The organism is Sinorhizobium mexicanum, assembly GCF_013488225.1.
GTDB lineage: Bacteria > Pseudomonadota > Alphaproteobacteria > Rhizobiales > Rhizobiaceae > Sinorhizobium > Sinorhizobium mexicanum.
Genome location: NZ_CP041241.1, coordinates 1,123,629 through 1,139,073 on the forward strand (window position 1 = coordinate 1,123,629; position 15,445 = coordinate 1,139,073).

The following is a 15,445-nucleotide window of genomic DNA, read 5'->3' on the forward strand; positions in this document are numbered from 1 at the left end:
ACCGTTACACACTTCTCCTGGAATTGCTCTAAGGAAACATGCGGTAGGTAGCTACGCACGCCGCAAGGCCTATCATTTCGTTACTTTATTGGGTCAATAAAATGATCTAAATCCTTGAAATTTCTCGTCTGATCGAGACGTCCTTACTACGGCTTTCGATCGACCCTGAAGATCCAGGCCAGCGCCATCAGTGCCACCACGCCCGCGAGGATGGCGAACGCCAGGAGATAGAACAGGGAAAACTCCAAGAGGCTCGGAACGAGCCGCAGCGCGCGACCCAGCACCGTCGGCGATCGGCGCCAGTCCGGCAATTCGTCTCGGTTGAACGCTTCCAAACGACGAGCAAGGAACTGCATCTATCCTCTGCCTTCGTGGAACCGGCTACAGCGCCGCGCGTCCTGAGACGCGCAAAGGCCGCTGAAGCGATTTAAATTGCCGCTTGTTTTATCCGTAAATCGGCTACGTTTTAGGAATCACGCGGTCATCCGTTAACCTTGGACGAAAACATGTTGCATCGCAACAATGGCGACACCGAGGCGGCGGCTGTGTTGGGATGCGGCTTCGATAATGCCCTGCCATCCCCATATCACCACCAACGGTGGAAGTGGTGCACGGGCCCCCGTCCTTCGCCCACAGACAAGGTATTCGCCGCGGAAAGCGCAGCATGCAGGTAGGCCTTCGCCTCGCGCACCGCGTCGATCAACGGCCGTCCGAGCGCGAGGCCGGCAGCGACGGCCGCCGAAAGCGTACAGCCCGTGCCGTGATCGTTGCTCGTCTCGATCCTGGCTGCCGGGAGGCGGATAAGCGTCGTGCCGTCAAAAAAGAGGTCAGTTGCTTCGCTGCCCGTCCGATGGCCGCCCTTGAGCAGCACCGAACGGGCACCGGTCGTCAGAATGACTTCGGCCTGCCGCGCCATCTCCGTTTCATCCTCGGCGATCGAACGGCCGGTCAGCAATGCGGCTTCGGGCAGGTTCGGAGTGGCGACCAGCGCCAGCGGCAAGAGTTCCTCCGTCAGCGTCGCCACAGCATCCGGCTGCAACAACCGGTCGCCGGAGGTCGCCACCATGACCGGATCGATAACCGCCTGCTTGCCGAAGCGGCGCAGCCCGCCGGCGATGGCGGCGATCGTCTCCTGGCGCGAGACCATGCCGATCTTGACGGCAGCGACGTCGAGATCGGCAAAGACCGCGTCGATCTGTGCCGCGACGATTTCCGGTGAAAGGTCGGCGACGGCGGTGACGCCCTTCGTATTTTGAGCCGTCACGGCGGTGATGACGCTGGCGCCGTAGACACCGAGCGCGGAGAATGTCTTGAGGTCAGCCTGAATGCCTGCCCCGCCGCCGGAATCGGAACCGGCTATGGTCAGCGCGATCGCCGTCATCGGGCTTGCACCTCGACAACAGGCAGAAACGAAAGATTGAGCATCATTGTCGGTCTCCAGATTGGAACATCACGGAGATCCAGGAAATCGCGAAGAAGTGGCGAGAGCGCCTTCAAGGGTGCTGTTCCCGTTCCTACGCCGGCATGACCCGGATCAGGTTCAAGGGTCCGGCTCACCGCCGTCTCAGCACCGCCCGGTGCTCCCCTCGGAATGTCGGCATTGTATCGGACAGCGACGCCGGTCTGTCAACAAAGTAGCAAGCCTTCTCAATCTCGTTGCCTGCGAACTCGGCGAACGCGCCATCGATGCGCTCGCCGCACGCGTGCGCTTGATCACCGCGATGCAGCTCGAGCACGACTGACCGCGAAGTGCCTATGTCCTCTCGTGCATGAAGGCCCGCGATGCCCAGCACCCGATCGCGCGCAGGCGGCTAACGTCGAGACCGTCGCGCGCACTTGCCGAAATCCCCGCCAGCACAGCCATCACATAGTCGGCGATCTCGTCCGCCTGGTCTGCCTCTCGGCGGGCGATCGCATCGCGCACCAGCTGACGGCTCTGACGCCAGAGCGTCTTTGCCTTATCGCAGGCGACGGCATCCGTTCCGCCGCGCGCGCCTTCGATCACCAGACAGCCGGTGGCGCCAGGATCCGCCGTATAGGCAACGGCTGCGGCTTCGAATAGCGCTGCCAGCGCTTCGTTAAATGCCTTGTCCGGCGCAAGCAGGCGCTCGAAGTCCAGGCCTTCCGTCTTCGCGTAGCGCTCGAGCGCACGCCCATAGAGATCGGCCTTGCTGCCGAACGCGGCATAGAAGCTCGGCGGATTGATTCCAAGCGCACCCGTCAGGTCCGCGAGGCTGACGGCGTCGTATCCCCGTTGATGGAACAGTGCCTGCGCCTTGCCGACGGCTTCATCGACATCAAAGGCACGGGGCCGACCGCGCGGTTTCGCATTTTTTGTATCGTGCACTACAAAATTCCTTGCGCTCGTCTCCTGCTCATATTATGTAGCACTTACTACATTTTTTCTCAAGGAGAGAGCAATGACCAGTTTCAGCGGAAAGAAGATCTTCGTCATCGGCGGCAGCCGCGGGATCGGTGCGGCAATCGTCCGGCGTTTCGCCAATGAAGGTGCGGTCGTTTCCTTCACCTATGCCGGGGCAACCGAGGCGGCAAAGGCACTGGCCTCGGAAACGGGCTCGACTGCGATCCAATCGGATGCTTCGGACCGCGATGCCGTCATCAAGGTCGTGAAGGATCAAGGCGCGCTCGACGTCCTCGTTGTGAACGCAGGAACCCTGGTTCTCGGCGATCCTCTGGAGGTGGATGCGGATGCCGTCGACCGGATGATCGACGTGAATGTGCGCGCACCCTATCACGCGGCGGTCGAGGCCGCGCGGCAGATGCCCGAAGGCGGTCGCATCATCATCGTCGGCTCGGTAAACGGTGATCGCATGCCCTTTGCAGGCGGTGCCGCTTATGCGCTGACCAAGTCTGCCGTGCAGGGCATGGCCCGTGGTCTCGCCCGTGATTTTGGCGTTAAGGGCATCACGGTCAACGTCATCCAGCCCGGCCCGACATCGACCGACATGAACCCGGAAGACGGCCCGATGAGCGATTTCATGCACAGCTTCATGGCGATCAAGCGCCATGGCCGCCCGGAGGAAGTCGCCGGTCTTGCGGCCTACCTCGCTGGCCCCGAAGCCGGTTTCACGACCGGAGCGCTTCATACCATCGACGGCGGCTTTGGCGCCTAGTGCGCGGCCATGATCCGACCCCATGCGGCGGTTGCATCCGGGCATGGGGTTGTGGCCTGTGTGCAATATCTCCGGACACGCGCAAAACGAGGCTCGCAAGAAGGCCACGCCGTTGCGAAAGCTGCACATTTTGGTGAAAGCGGCTCTCCACGACAGATCGTGATTGGACTTCGGCACGCGCAAGAGTCACTTTTATAGTGGGCTGAATTCGGAACTGGGGCGGAGCAACTATCGTCTGAATGGAGGCCAAAATGAAGCACCATGCACTCGAGCAACTGCAGATCGTCGCAGAGGTCAAGCAGGACTTCCCGCGCCGGCTTACAACGCGCGCAGAGCGTCTGGAACGCTGGGCGGAACTCCTCGAACAAATTCCGCACAGACACCTCTCGACGCTGCACGAGACCGAGTACCAGCCGGCCAGAGTGCGTGCGACCATGCGCGGCGACGACTCGCCGATCTCGGTCGCATTCAAGGACCCCGTCCTGCGCGCAGCCGGAATGGAAAATGACACTTATGGCGAAGCAAAGCGGTTCTTCGAACTGAGCGACGAGCAACTGCACAGGGTTATCTGCTATTGCCACTTCGGTGCTACGGTAAGCGCTGCGACGGCGGCCCGTCACATCCGCTCGGCGATAGCCGGCAAGCAGACAGGCCTGTTCGCGCGTTTGCGCGCCATATTTGTCGGTTGAGGCCAGCCGGCCACGCTCTGCGGCCTGATGGTTGAAGCGGTTGGCCGCTTGGCCTGACCGCAAAGCAGATGCTTATGGCTGGCTTATCTGCATCAACCCGACCGCTTCGGCCGGGATGAGAACGTTTGGTCTCCTGGGTTCGGGGCCCGCCTGTGGCCCCGCCTCTTCATGCGCGCGGGATTTCGTCGATCGCGGCCGCATGGGTGGCAATTGGCCGCCGTGGTCCCTGCGAGATAAGCCAACATCCTTCGCGACAGAAATCCGCTCGTGCGGCAATCAAAACAGCGTCGCGTCGAGATCGTGCCCTTGCTGCTGTGGCATCGTCTCAGTCCCCCGGTCCCTCCACGTCGCGACCCGTTTTCGCAACCGCCTCCAGCCGGTTGGCGAACTCACGCCTCAGTGTCCGGCGCAACTCGGCCGCACGATGTCGGCGTTGATCGGCTGCAGTCTCCGGACGCCATTGCGGCACCTCCACCGGGCGGCCCCCGCTGTCCACCGCGACCATGGTGAAATAGCAGGAGTTGGTATGCCGCCGGGTACCGGCACGAATATCTTCCGCCTCCACGCGAATGCCGACCTCCATCGACGTGCGGCCGGCATAGTTGATCGAGGCGCGGAAGGTTACCAGTTCGCCCACATGGATGGGCTCCTTGAATATCACCTGGTCGACGGACAACGTCACCGCATATTGCTTGGAAAAGCGGGAGGCGCAGGAAAAGGCTACCCGATCGAGCAGATTCAGAAGCGCGCCGCCGTGCACCTTGCCACTGAAGTTGGCCATGTCCGGCGTCATCAGAACCGTCATTTCAAGGCGTCGCGCATCCTGTTCCGTCGATGTCATGGGCTCTATCCTTTCGTTTCGCCTCTATTGCGCCGTGCTTCCGATCCGATGCGCAATCGAACACCGCCTTGAACGCTGGCTGTTTCTATCCTTAAACCGGCTATAACTTAAGGATACACATAGATAGCACCTGTCTGGCTGTTGACGCGACAACCCAACGGCTGACCGGCGAACGCTGCAAATTGTGGCCCCGCCCGGTAACACCACGACCTCCCTGCTCACCGATCGCGACATAGTCTCCGGTCACCAAGCCACCGCGACACTCTGACTTGTTCCCCAGCAGCGAAAGTGCTTCGCCGAACACGAGCATTCTCACTTTCGCTTGTCATTGTAGGCTCGTGGCGAACAAGGAGAAAACAATGGCGAATTACAAAGAGACAATCAGTCTTGCCCACGAAGGCGCAATCAATGCCCTGGCGACGGCCGTGCGCCACGCGGAAACGATGGGCGTCCCGCAATGCGTCTTCATCGTCGATGCGAGCGGCGAGACGATCGCCAGCATCCGCATGGACGGCGCGAAATACCTGAGCATGCATACGGCTCGCGCAAAGGCCCGCACCGCAGCCTCGATCAACGGGCCGACAGGCGCAATGGCGGTCGAATTCGGCGTTGCCGCGGGGATCGCATCGCAGGGCGGCGTGACGCATCTTGCAGGCGGCCTTCCCATTCGCTTCGGCGGCAAACTCGCCGGCGCTATCGGCGTCGGTTCCGGCACGAGCGAGCAGGATTTCGAGGTGGCTCGCGCCGCGCTGAAGGCAATCGACGCCGATCCGGTCTAGAGCAATTTCAGGAAAAGTGTGTAACGGTTTTCCGTCCGGAATTGCGTAGTTTCAAAGAGTTAGATTATTTCGCTGTTTCAATGAAACAATGAAATAATCTAAGCAGCAGTCGCCGGCCTAACCCTTCACTGCACCCGCGGTCAAAGACGCCGAGATCTGCCGGTACATCAACAGACCCAGCAAGGCGGGGGGCAGTGCCCCGAGCACCATGACGGCTGAGGCGGTGCCCCATTGCACGCCTCCCCCGCTGGCGGCGAAGAAGAATGACGCTCCGACCGTCATCGGCACCGCCCGGCTCGTCGTCAGCATCAGGCCGAAAAGGAATTCGTTCCAGGCCGTGATGAACCCGAAGATGAAGGTCGTGACGAGCGCCGGGCGCACCACCGGACGGATGATCATCAGCATGACCTGCCGGGAGCTGGCACCGTCCATCTTTGCCGCCTCGTCCAGCTCGGACGGCACGTCGGAGATCGCATTGACGAGGATGACGAGCGCCAGCGGCGTGTTGACGATCGTCAGGATCAGGCCGAGGCCGAGCTGCGTGTCGAGCAGCCCCAGCCACTGGTACATCATATAGAGCGGGATCGCGAAAATGATCAGCGGCACAGCACGCAAATTGATGATGAGCGGCAGCAGCGTGCGATTCCCCGCTTCGCTTCGGGCGATGGCGTAGGCGGCCGGAAAGGCGAGCGCGATCGCCAGTCCCGTACCGATCAGCGAGGCGACGGTGCTGTTGAAGAGATAGCCGTAGATGTTGAAGCGATCGGTCTCGCCAAGCACCCGCATGTAATTTTCAAGCGTCGGCTCGCCGATCCAGAACCCAGGATTGAACGACAGTTCGCGCGCGCTCTTGAGGGACGTGATCACCGTGACGAGGACGGGAAAATTCATCGCGAGCACGACGATCGAGAAGACAAGCCAGCGCAGCAGGTTGAGCATCGGTCAGCGCCTCCCGCGGCCTGTTATCCAGTTGAGGCCGTAAAGCACGGCGAGCGACGCCAGGAAAAGGACGACGGATGCCGCAACAGCCTTGCCGATCGCCCCGCCCTTGAAGAAGGCCTGGTAGATGTAGATCGAGAGTGAGGTCGTCGATCCGCCCGCCCCGCTGCCGGTGAGTGCGTAGACGTTGTCGAAGACGCGGAAGCCATCGATGAAGCGGATGAAGAAGGCAATCACCAGCGTCGGCAGCATCAGCGGCAGTTCGATCCACCAGAGCGCCTTCAGGGCCGACGCGCCATCGAGCGAGGCGGCTTCGCGAACCTCGAGCGGTATCGCCGCATAGGCCATGTAAAAGAGCAGGAAGGCGAATGGCGTCCACTGCAGGATTTCGACAACGAGCAGCGTGCGGAAGGCGTTGTCGACGTCGAGGAAGGCCGGGCTGTCGCCGAACCATTCGAACAGATAATAGGGCACCGGGCCAGCGAACTCGTGCAGGACGAGCCGGTACATGAGTCCGATCATCGCCGGGGCCACCATCAGCGGCAGCATCAAGGGCGCCATCAGGTATGAGCGCCTCGCCAGCAGCGGCGTGAGGAAGACCGCCAGAAAGAGTCCGATCAAACATTCCGCGAGGGCCGTCAGTACACCGAAGCGCATGGAAAAGGAGACGGCGCCCCAGAATTCGCGGTCGGCAAGCACCGCGGCGTAATTGCCGAAACCGCTGAGGCTCGGACTGCGCAATGTCTCGAATGAGACCGTCGAAATCGAATAGACCAGATTGACCGCCGCAGGAAAACCCAGAAAAAACAGGAGGAAACCCACGAGCGGTGTGAGATAGGCTCTGCCTTCGGCGCGGTTTACGATAGCCATTTCCATCCGCCAGATGCGCCGGACGCCAGGCTCTTGCCCAGCGTCCGGCTCAAAATTATTTCTTCAGCAGATCCTGCATGCCGGTCTTGGTGTGCGCCAATGCGTCTTCCAGACTTTGCTGGCCAGCCCAGTAGCCGGTGAATTCCTTTGCCTGCAGCTCGTAGATCGAAAGCGCGTTTGCCGAGGTGGCGCCGTTCATCACGTAGCCGTATTGGCTGGCGAATTCCCCGAGCTTGACGAGGTCCGGTCGCTCGTTTGAAACCTTGGCCGCAACGTCGGGGGCAAGCGCCGGCGAACCGCCGCTGCGGGCATAAAGCAGAGCGGCATCTTCGGTGGCCAGCCATTTGAGGAACTTGACGGCACCCTCCTTGTTCTTGGCATTCTTGTTGAGGCCGAGACCGAGCCCATGGATATGGTCGGCGCGGCCATTCGGGCCTGCCGGAGGCGCGACGATGCCGGTGACAGCCGCGACCGCAGGGGTCTTCTCCGTATTGGTCAAATCGGCGGCCGCGGCATTCCATTGCAGCGCCGTCGCCGCCTGGCCGGCGCCAAAGGCCGCGTTTGTCTCCGCATATTCGTAGCTGAGCGAATCTTTCGGCGAGGCACCGGCGTCATAGAGCTTCCTGTAAAGCTCCAGTCCGGTCTTGTAGGCGTCGGAATCGACCGTGACGTTGCCGTCCTTGTCCGTCCAGTCCGCACCGTAGGAACGCGGCAGAGACTGGAACACCATCATGTTGAAGAGCAGGTTCTTCATCTGCAGCACCGTGCCGTAGCGCACCGGGCTGTCGGAGTTCACCTGCTTGCTGAAATAAAGCGTCGTCGCCGCCCAATCGTCCCAGGTCCAGCTATCGGGATCCTTCGGCTGCAGATCCTTGCCGAGATGCTCCTTGGCGATTTCCGCATATTTCTTCTTGGCGGCATCGTCCTGCATCAGCGCGTCGACGAGGTCCTTGCGGTAGTACATGAAGTGCAACGACAGGTCGGTCGGCACGCCATACTGCTTACCGTCGAACTGCATCGTCTTCAGCACGGACTCGCCGAATACCTTGCCAGCGTCGGCGCCGAGATCGACCGGCTCCATGTAAGGCGCATAACGGCCGATCGAATAGGTCGCGACGAGATTGACATCGAAGGCGTTGGAGCCGGCCGCCATGTCCGCCTGCAATTTGTCGAAGAAGCCGTCACGGTTGAAGAAGAGCAGCTCGACCTTGTCTGCGTCGGCAATGCCCGACTGGGCGTTATAGGCCTCGACGGTCGCACGCAAGGCGGTCTCCTCCGAACCGCCCGGCCAACCGAGCACTGTGACGGTTGCATGGGAAATGCCCGGCAGGGCAACGCTTGCGAGAAGAACGGCCGCAGCCGGAAAAGACGTCCTGTTCAGTTTCATCGTTGTTCCCTTTCTTATCTTTTGACGGTTCGAATGCATGCGAAGCAGCGCCGCTACCCGCCCTCTCCCGCGAGGTCGGCGACGCCGATGATGCCGGCGCGGCCGCCGAGCTTGGCCGCGACGAGACGTGGGGCGAGACGCGGCGCAACATCCTTCAGATGTTCGCGCATCTCATCGATGTAGCCGGCAGCAAGACCGACCCCGCCACCGATGACGATCTGGTTCGGATCGAGCATCAACTGAATGTCGCGACAGAGCGTTGCCGCGCGCAGCGCAGATTGCGAAACGATCGCCCGCGCCCATGGCGCGCCCTGCCTCGCATTTTCGAAAACCTTGGCGGCCTCCGCTTCGTGGCCGGCCTTCAGCGCCTCCACTGTGATCCACCGCCCGGACGTCTCGTCCTCCAAGGGAGACCGACCCTGCGACGGGCCGCGAATGAGACCGAAATGACCTGCAAGCCCCGGCAGCGGCCGTCCGTTGATGACGATCCCGCCGCCAATCCCGGTCGAGATGGTCAGAAAGACGAGGTTTTCACCGGAGCCGGCGCCGAACTTGTATTCGCCCCAGGCGGCTGCCTGCGCGTCGTTCATGGCGAAGACCGGCTTGCCGAACAGGCGTGTCGCCCTGTCGACCAGGGGATAGCCGTGGGGAATGCCTAGCGTCGCCGGATTGAGCGCCGACCAACGCCCGTCCTGAACGAGACCGGTGACCGCAAAGCCGATACGGGCATAACGGCCGCGCCATTGCGCGGTACGCTCGGCAACGGCTTCGAGCCATGCGTCAGGCCCCGCCTCGCGTGCCGTCGGAACGAGAATCTCATCGGCAATAACGGTGCCTTTGACCAGCGCCGCCATCGTCTTGGTGCCGCCGATGTCGACCGCAAGCACGGTTTCCGCAGACCTTCCATCCTGCCTGGTGTAGGCTTTCGCCAAGGCTTCATGAAACCATGCCGTTACGTGCTCCGTGCGGGTGATAGCCGACCCGACCACGACGGCATAGGCGCCGGCTTTGACGGCGGCGGCCGCCTGTTCCGGCGAGCGGATGCGTCCCTCGGCAATGACGTAGGGGGTAAGCCTCCGCATCGCCGCAACGAGGTCTATGTCCGGATCGACCGGTTCGGGGCCACCCACATATCCGGATAGCGTCGTGCCGACAAAGTCCACGCCGGCGGCGAGCGCTTGCGTGGCATCCTCCAGCGAGGAGCAATCGGCCATCGTCAGCTTGCCCTTCGCCTTTACCGCCCGCACGAGCTCCTCGATACCGGCCGGGCGCACCCGGTCCGTTGCATCGAAAGCAACGACGTCCGCACCGGCGTCTGCAAGGGCCTCAGCGTCGGAGACATAGGGCGTGATACGCACCGGGCTGTCGGAAAGATCGCGTTTGACGATACCGATGATCGGCACTGTGACGGCGGAACGTACAGCCCTGACATAGGCGACGGATTCAATCCTCAGCGCCCGAGCGCCTGCATCGATCGCCGCCTTGGCGAACCCCGTCACGAATTCGGCGTTGTCCATCGGGCCGGCCGGAACCGGCTGGCATGAGACGATCAGGCCGTTCCTTATGTCTTCGCGCTGCAATCGTGAAACTCCCTCTCCGGCATCACGATAGATAGAAAATACCAGAATACAACCAGTTTATGACTGGTATCATCGTTGCAGCTCGAACACGAAATCGTAGACGTCGCCCTTGTAGCGCGTCTCGCAGTATTCGACGATCTGGCCGTCCCCGAGAAAACAGCGCCGTTCGGTCATCAGCAGCGGCGCGCCGGGGTCGCAATTAAGATGCTGGGCATCCTCCTCGCTGGCTGGTCTTGACCGCATTCTCTGGATCGCGCGCTGAGGCAGAAAGCCACGCGCCTCCAACGCCCCGTAGAGGGAGTCGCCGACGAGATCCGGCGATGGCAGGAAGCGAACCGGAACTGCAGAAATCTCGACAGCGATCGGTGCAAAATCGGCAGTTCGAACCCGTTTCATGCGGACGACATTGGCGTTGCCGGCGATCCCCAATGCCATCATCTCGGCCGGCGAAGGCCGACTTATCTGCTTGGAAAGCCAGACGCATCCGGGTGTCAAGCCGCGTGCGCGTATGTCCTCGGAAAAACTCGTCAGCGTCGAGAGTGATTTTTCGACGCGCGATCCAACTTCCGTGCGGAAGCCATGCCGGCGATTGAGCAATCCCTCCTCTTCAAGCAAGGCGAGCGCTTTTCGTACTGTCACGCGAGAGAGCGAAAATGCATCGGCAATGACGCGCTCGCCGGGCAGGGCTGCACCGGCCCTCAAAGCGTTGGAGCGGATTGCGGTCTCGATTGCCGACTTCAATTGCTTGTAGAGCGGTGAACCGGGCGCCGCGCCGGCAAGTTCCTTGCCCACCAGTTCGATGAAGGTATCGGTTTCCATTGCCGCTCCACGCAAATTGAACCGCCTGTGGATTTCATCCACAAACGCCAGCTGGAGCTATACTGGTATTATCCTCCTAGAGCAATTCCAGGAAAAGTGTGTAACGGTTTTCCGTCCGGAATTGCGTAGTTTCTACGAGTTAGATCATTTCAGCGTTTCAATGAAACAATGAAATGATCTAGCGCAAATCCGCGGATGCACCGGCGCGGAATTCACTTCGCCGGCTGCGCCGCCAAGTCATTTCCGCGAGGGAGATCATCGATCCGCAAGAAGCGCCCTGCCCGTCATGGCCTCTGGCTGCCGGATCTCCATAAGCGCCAAAATGGTGGGGGCGACGTCGGCGAGAATACCGCTGCGCAGGCCTACATCGCGCGACGGCCCCGACAGCAGGACCGGCACCGGATTGATCGTATGGGCCGTGTGCGGCTCCCCGTTTTCGGGATCGATCATCGTCTCGCAGTTGCCGTGGTCGGCGATGACCAGCATCGACCCGCCCGCACGCGAGACGGTCGCGTCGATTTCACCGAGCGCGCCGTCGACCGTCTCCACGGCGAGAATGGCCGCATCGAGCTTGCCGGTGTGACCAACCATATCCGGGTTGGCGAAGTTGACGACCACCAGGTCGTAGCCTCCGCTCTCGATCGCGGTCACAACCTTCGTCGTCAGTTCTGGAGCCGACATCGCGGGTTGCAGGTCATACGTGGCCACTTTGGGCGAGGGTACGAGCGCCCGCTCCTCCCCTTCATGCGGAACCTCGCGCCCACCGTTCAGAAAATACGTGACGTGGGGGTATTTTTCCGTTTCGGCGAGATGGATTTGCGTCTTCCCGGCTTTCGCAATCGTCTCGCTCAATCCGTCGTCGAGGCGCTGCGGTGGAAACAACGTGCCCATAGAGGCGTCGAGTTCCGAGCCGTACGAGACCATTCCGACGGCGGTCGACAGGTCCGGCCCCCTGCCCCGATCGAAGCCATCAAAATCCGGAAGCGTCAGAGCCGCAAGAATCTCACGCACGCGATCCGAGCGGAAGTTCGCACAGAGAACCGCGTCTCCGTCGCGAATGCCGGCATAATCGCCGATGACGCTCGGTGGGATGAATTCATCCGTCTTACCCTCGGCCGCGGCAAGAGCGACTGCCTCCTCTGCCGTACCGGCACGAACGCCCCTGCCTAGAGCGATCGCCTCGTAGGCGAGTCTGACCCGATCCCAGCGGCTGTCCCTGTCCATCGCGAAGAAGCGGCCGCTGACCGTGGCAACGACAGCACTGTCCGGAAGCTTCTCAGTGAGTTGGCGGAGATACGGCGCCGCCTGCCCCGGTTGGGTATCGCGGCCATCGGTAAAGGCATGAATGATCGGCCGCACGCCGAGGCTCGCCAGCTCCCGGGCGGTCGCCGCGACATGGTTCATGTGGGAATGCACGCCGCCCGGGGAAACGAGTCCGAGAATATGGCATACACCCCCCGTCCGCCCGAGCGCGTCCGGCAGCCCGCTCTCGGCGAGCAGATCGCGCAGGGTGCCGTCTGCGATCGCGGCATCGATACGCGGCAGCTCCTGCATCACAACGCGCCCCGCTCCGATATTTAGATGCCCCACTTCGGAATTGCCCATCTGTCCCTCGGGCAAGCCAACAGCGGGGCCATGCGTCGTGAGAAACGCATGCGGACAGGTCGCCCACAAACGATTGAAGTTCGGCGTCTTGGCGAGCAGGACGGCATTGCCTTCTATCTCTTCTCGCCAGCCCCATCCGTCCATGATCATCAGGACGGTCGGTTTCTTCTTAGCCAAGGTAACCCCCTATTTGCTTAAGTCCCGGGATTATTCTGCGCCCGGCCGCATCGCATCCTTCAGCCGCGCCTCCAGGATGGCCAGGAAAGCCCGAAGCTTCTTCGGCACAAAACGGCTGCGCGGATAGAACGCCTTGATCACGCGGCGCGAGACGATCTCGCCGTCGAAGACGGAAAGCAGCCTCCCAGCGCGGATTTCCTCGACGATGCTGTAAAGCGGAAGCCGGGCAATGCCGGCGCCCTGGAGGGCCGCGAGCACGATCGCGCTCTCGAAATTCGAATGAAATGTGCCGTCCACCTGCACGGTGATCTCCTCGTCGTCGAAGCGTGCGCTCCAGGTACGCGGATCGGGCTTCTGCGTCGTGTGGATCAGGCAGTTGTGTTCTCGAAGGTCGGCCGGCTTGTGCGGTTTCTGCCGCTCGGCGAAGTAGGACGGCGCGGCGCAAATGACATAGGGCGCGGGACCGAGCTTGCGCTCGAAAAGGCCGGTGTGGAAGGACTCGTCGTCATCGAAATCGCGGCTGCCGATCACGACGTCCACGCCGCGTTCCATGAGATTCACCGAGTAGGCACTGACGGTGAGCTCGACCTTTATTGAAGGATATCGCGCGTTGAAATCGACGATCGCCGGTGCGACGAGCGCCTGGCCGACGCCCGGCGTGCTGTGAACCCGGAGAGTCCCGATCAATTCGCTGCTCAGCCCGCTCGCATCCGCCTTCGCGGCGTCGATCTCGGCAAGGATGCGCGTGCAGTGATCGAAGAAGACACTCCCCGCATCGGTTAGAAAGACGGCATGCGTCGAGCGGTTAAGCAGGGTGAGCTTCAGCGCCTCCTCGAGTTGGGAGACGTGCTTGCTCATATAGGACGGCGACTTGCCAAAGATCTTTGCGGCGGTGGTGAAGCTGCCATGCTGCACCACGCGCGTGAAGATCACGATGTCGTTGAGATCGAGCCCGTCAAAGCTCGATCTCGGCATGTCGGAAGACTTGATCATCTCCGGCGTCTTGGCACAACTCTGCGCCGGGGACAATTCAAGAAAAGAGCAACGACTTGATAACAACGGGAATAACCCCCGGCGGGTTCATAAACTCGCCGAGATCGACGTAGTCCAGATCCTTCAGCCGCACGCCGTCGATGGAAATCAGGTGTGACTGGATGCCGAGCTCCCGATCGAGAATCCGGCCGATCGTCTGGCCGACGTCGCCATCGATCATCAGCACCAGCAATTCCTTGCGCTCGCCGTCCGGCGCTGCAACCATCTTGATCGCCTTGGCCATGGCGAGCAGGCGCTGGTAGTCCGGTGTCCCGGTCCAGGAGAAAGCAAGGGCCGTCATCGCGGAAACATCGTGATCCTGCCTGGCGGCGCTCTCACGGAATGCAGCGGCGATTTCCCCCGGATCGATCTCTTCGGAAAGCGTCTTTCCGAGATGGACCACAGGGATATTGTGTTTCGGCAAAGCGTCGGCGCCGTTCATGTAGAGCGTCTTGCCGCTCACCTGCACGGTGAATTGCGATGCGCCGATGACGGTCGCACGGATGCGTTGCCCGGCATCGACGACCGGTATCTCGATGCGCGGTTTGAGCTGCGCCACGATCTCGGTGGCGAGATCCCGCGCTATATCGCCATGATCATTCGGCTCGTAGTCGAAAATGTACTCGGAGACGCCACCGGAAAAGGTGATGTAGGTGGGCTGGACCGGGCGTTCGAGAGGTTCCGTCAGCAGGAGGCGCTGGCCGAGCGCGTCGAGCGGCTCGCCGAGTATTTCATCGACCGCGGCCGCAGCCAGGCGCTTCGCAATGGCACGGCGGTTCTCGGGGTTGGCAATCGTCGCGGGATCCGTGCCGAGCCCGAGTACGTCGGCAACGATCCGGGCAGAATCGTCAATGCGCGACCAGGTACCTTGGGCATCCCGCGCCAGCAGCCGTCCGCCAACGGCAAAGGCGGCGACGCTTACGATTTCTCCCTTGTCGATCAACGCAAGCTTGGTCGTGCCGCCGCCGATATCGACATGCAGACCGCAGGCGTCCCTTTTCTTCGAGAGCGCGGTCGCGCCCGAACCATGGGCCGCGAGCATGCATTCGAGCTTGTGGCCGGCCGTCGCACAGACGAACCGCCCGGATTCGTTTGCAAAGATCTCGTCAATCGCCCGCGCGTTCTTTCGCTTGATCGCCTCGCCGGTCAGGATGACGGCGCCGGTGTCAATGTGGCTGCGCTTGTAACCCGCGTCGTGATAGCAGTGCTGAAAGAAGTGTCTCAACTCGTGCGCATCGATCGTCCCGTCCGGCAAAAACGGCGTGAGCAGGATCGGCGAGCGCCAGACCACCCGCCGATCGACGACGACGAAACGGCTGGAAAGATCGTCCGTCTCCCGCCGCAGGACGACATTTGCAAACAAGAGGTGAGAGGTGGAACTGCCGATATCGATACCGACCGTCAACAGATCGACGGTTTCCTGTTTCCACAGCCAGTCCGCGATCTGCTGACGTTCGCTGTCAGACAGATTGTCATGCTCGTGGTCGAAATCGAGATCGTGCACGCAACTCCTCCTTCTCTACAGCGCCGCGCGTATCAAGCGCGTAGGGGCGCAGTAGCACCATGAACTGCCTCATGATTTTGTCCTTAAAG

At 61.6% G+C, this 15,445-nt stretch carries 15 protein-coding genes and 1 riboswitch; of the genes, 3 read left to right on the forward strand and 12 right to left on the reverse strand.

The annotated features are described in order from the left end of the window. Nucleotides 1-146 precede the first annotated feature (146 nt). The 3 genes from FKV68_RS29355 to FKV68_RS29365 all read right to left on the reverse strand — a co-directional run bounded on the left by FKV68_RS29355 (nt 147) and on the right by FKV68_RS29365 (nt 2,347). Entirely contained in the window at nt 147-356 is a 210-nt protein-coding gene (locus FKV68_RS29355) for a hypothetical protein (protein ID WP_180942444.1), read from the reverse strand. 230 nt (nt 357-586) lie between these two features. After that, the gene (gene thiD, locus FKV68_RS29360; protein WP_180942445.1) at nt 587-1,381 is read right to left on the reverse strand and encodes a bifunctional hydroxymethylpyrimidine kinase/phosphomethylpyrimidine kinase; all 795 of its coding nucleotides are present in this window, start codon (nt 1,379-1,381) and stop codon (nt 587-589) included. A 113-nt stretch (nt 1,382-1,494) separates the two neighbouring features. Then, nucleotides 1,495-1,597, reverse strand: a riboswitch (TPP riboswitch). A gap of 156 nt (nt 1,598-1,753) precedes the next feature. Further along, complete coding sequence (locus tag FKV68_RS29365; protein WP_180942446.1) at nt 1,754-2,347, reverse strand: TetR/AcrR family transcriptional regulator; 594 nt, start codon at nt 2,345-2,347, stop codon at nt 1,754-1,756. 73 nt (nt 2,348-2,420) lie between these two features. Here FKV68_RS29365 and bdcA point away from each other — a divergent pair, with 73 nt between their 5' ends. Continuing rightward, on the forward strand, nt 2,421-3,134 hold the full coding sequence (gene bdcA / locus FKV68_RS29370; protein WP_180942447.1) for an SDR family oxidoreductase: 714 nt from the start codon (nt 2,421-2,423) through the stop codon (nt 3,132-3,134). Between the two features lie 251 nt (nt 3,135-3,385). Further along, a complete protein-coding gene (locus tag FKV68_RS29375; protein WP_153437222.1) occupies nt 3,386-3,823 on the forward strand; it encodes a hypothetical protein in 438 nt (145 codons plus the stop codon). A 325-nt stretch (nt 3,824-4,148) separates the two neighbouring features. On the opposite strand, the gene FKV68_RS29380 is transcribed toward FKV68_RS29375, so the two are convergent. Then, the gene (locus FKV68_RS29380; protein WP_180942448.1) at nt 4,149-4,664 is read right to left on the reverse strand and encodes an acyl-CoA thioesterase; all 516 of its coding nucleotides are present in this window, start codon (nt 4,662-4,664) and stop codon (nt 4,149-4,151) included. A 359-nt stretch (nt 4,665-5,023) separates the two neighbouring features. Here FKV68_RS29380 and FKV68_RS29385 point away from each other — a divergent pair, with 359 nt between their 5' ends. After that, on the forward strand, nt 5,024-5,443 hold the full coding sequence (locus tag FKV68_RS29385) for a GlcG/HbpS family heme-binding protein (protein WP_180942449.1): 420 nt from the start codon (nt 5,024-5,026) through the stop codon (nt 5,441-5,443). Between the two features lie 117 nt (nt 5,444-5,560). On the opposite strand, the gene FKV68_RS29390 is transcribed toward FKV68_RS29385, so the two are convergent. The 8 genes from FKV68_RS29390 to FKV68_RS29425 form a co-directional block, all read right to left on the reverse strand. Then, nucleotides 5,561-6,382, reverse strand: a complete 822-nt coding sequence (locus tag FKV68_RS29390; protein ID WP_180942450.1) for a carbohydrate ABC transporter permease — start codon at nt 6,380-6,382, stop codon at nt 5,561-5,563. Between the two features lie 3 nt (nt 6,383-6,385). After that, nucleotides 6,386-7,252 (reverse strand): carbohydrate ABC transporter permease, encoded by an 867-nt coding sequence (locus tag FKV68_RS29395; protein ID WP_180942451.1) that lies wholly within the window; start codon nt 7,250-7,252, stop codon nt 6,386-6,388. A gap of 55 nt (nt 7,253-7,307) precedes the next feature. After that, nucleotides 7,308-8,639, reverse strand: coding sequence for an extracellular solute-binding protein (locus tag FKV68_RS29400; RefSeq protein WP_180942452.1), 1,332 nt, complete (start codon nt 8,637-8,639; stop codon nt 7,308-7,310). Nucleotides 8,640-8,692: 53 nt separating this feature from the next. Beyond that, nucleotides 8,693-10,219, reverse strand: coding sequence for a putative N-acetylmannosamine-6-phosphate 2-epimerase (locus tag FKV68_RS29405; protein WP_180942453.1), 1,527 nt, complete (start codon nt 10,217-10,219; stop codon nt 8,693-8,695). Between the two features lie 69 nt (nt 10,220-10,288). Further along, nucleotides 10,289-11,038: a GntR family transcriptional regulator gene (locus FKV68_RS29410; RefSeq protein WP_180942454.1), complete on the reverse strand. Its 750-nt coding sequence runs from the start codon at nt 11,036-11,038 to the stop codon at nt 10,289-10,291. Between the two features lie 255 nt (nt 11,039-11,293). Beyond that, the gene (gene gpmI, locus FKV68_RS29415) at nt 11,294-12,820 is read right to left on the reverse strand and encodes a 2,3-bisphosphoglycerate-independent phosphoglycerate mutase (protein ID WP_180942455.1); all 1,527 of its coding nucleotides are present in this window, start codon (nt 12,818-12,820) and stop codon (nt 11,294-11,296) included. A gap of 30 nt (nt 12,821-12,850) precedes the next feature. Further along, on the reverse strand, nt 12,851-13,813 hold the full coding sequence (locus FKV68_RS29420) for a LysR family transcriptional regulator (protein ID WP_180942456.1): 963 nt from the start codon (nt 13,811-13,813) through the stop codon (nt 12,851-12,853). A gap of 37 nt (nt 13,814-13,850) precedes the next feature. After that, entirely contained in the window at nt 13,851-15,356 is a 1,506-nt protein-coding gene (locus FKV68_RS29425; RefSeq protein ID WP_209647263.1) for an ethanolamine ammonia-lyase reactivating factor EutA, read from the reverse strand. Between the last annotated feature and the right edge of the window lie 89 nt (nt 15,357-15,445).

What these genes read in the sequence shown, in the direction of transcription:
- FKV68_RS29400 (WP_180942452.1), bottom strand. Translation starts at nt 8,639, where the DNA reads ATGAAACTGAACAGGACGTCTTTTCCGGCTGCGGCCGTTCTTCTCGCA.
- FKV68_RS29395 (WP_180942451.1), bottom strand. Translation starts at nt 7,252, where the DNA reads ATGGCTATCGTAAACCGCGCCGAAGGCAGAGCCTATCTCACACCGCTC.
- FKV68_RS29375 (WP_153437222.1), top strand. Translation starts at nt 3,386, where the DNA reads ATGAAGCACCATGCACTCGAGCAACTGCAGATCGTCGCAGAGGTCAAG.
- FKV68_RS29390 (WP_180942450.1), bottom strand. Translation starts at nt 6,382, where the DNA reads ATGCTCAACCTGCTGCGCTGGCTTGTCTTCTCGATCGTCGTGCTCGCG.
- bdcA (WP_180942447.1), top strand. Translation starts at nt 2,421, where the DNA reads ATGACCAGTTTCAGCGGAAAGAAGATCTTCGTCATCGGCGGCAGCCGC.
- FKV68_RS29385 (WP_180942449.1), top strand. Translation starts at nt 5,024, where the DNA reads ATGGCGAATTACAAAGAGACAATCAGTCTTGCCCACGAAGGCGCAATC.
- FKV68_RS29420 (WP_180942456.1), bottom strand. Translation starts at nt 13,813, where the DNA reads ATGATCAAGTCTTCCGACATGCCGAGATCGAGCTTTGACGGGCTCGAT.
- FKV68_RS29380 (WP_180942448.1), bottom strand. Translation starts at nt 4,664, where the DNA reads ATGACATCGACGGAACAGGATGCGCGACGCCTTGAAATGACGGTTCTG.
- FKV68_RS29410 (WP_180942454.1), bottom strand. Translation starts at nt 11,038, where the DNA reads ATGGAAACCGATACCTTCATCGAACTGGTGGGCAAGGAACTTGCCGGC.
- FKV68_RS29355 (WP_180942444.1), bottom strand. Translation starts at nt 356, where the DNA reads ATGCAGTTCCTTGCTCGTCGTTTGGAAGCGTTCAACCGAGACGAATTG.
- thiD (WP_180942445.1), bottom strand. Translation starts at nt 1,381, where the DNA reads ATGACGGCGATCGCGCTGACCATAGCCGGTTCCGATTCCGGCGGCGGG.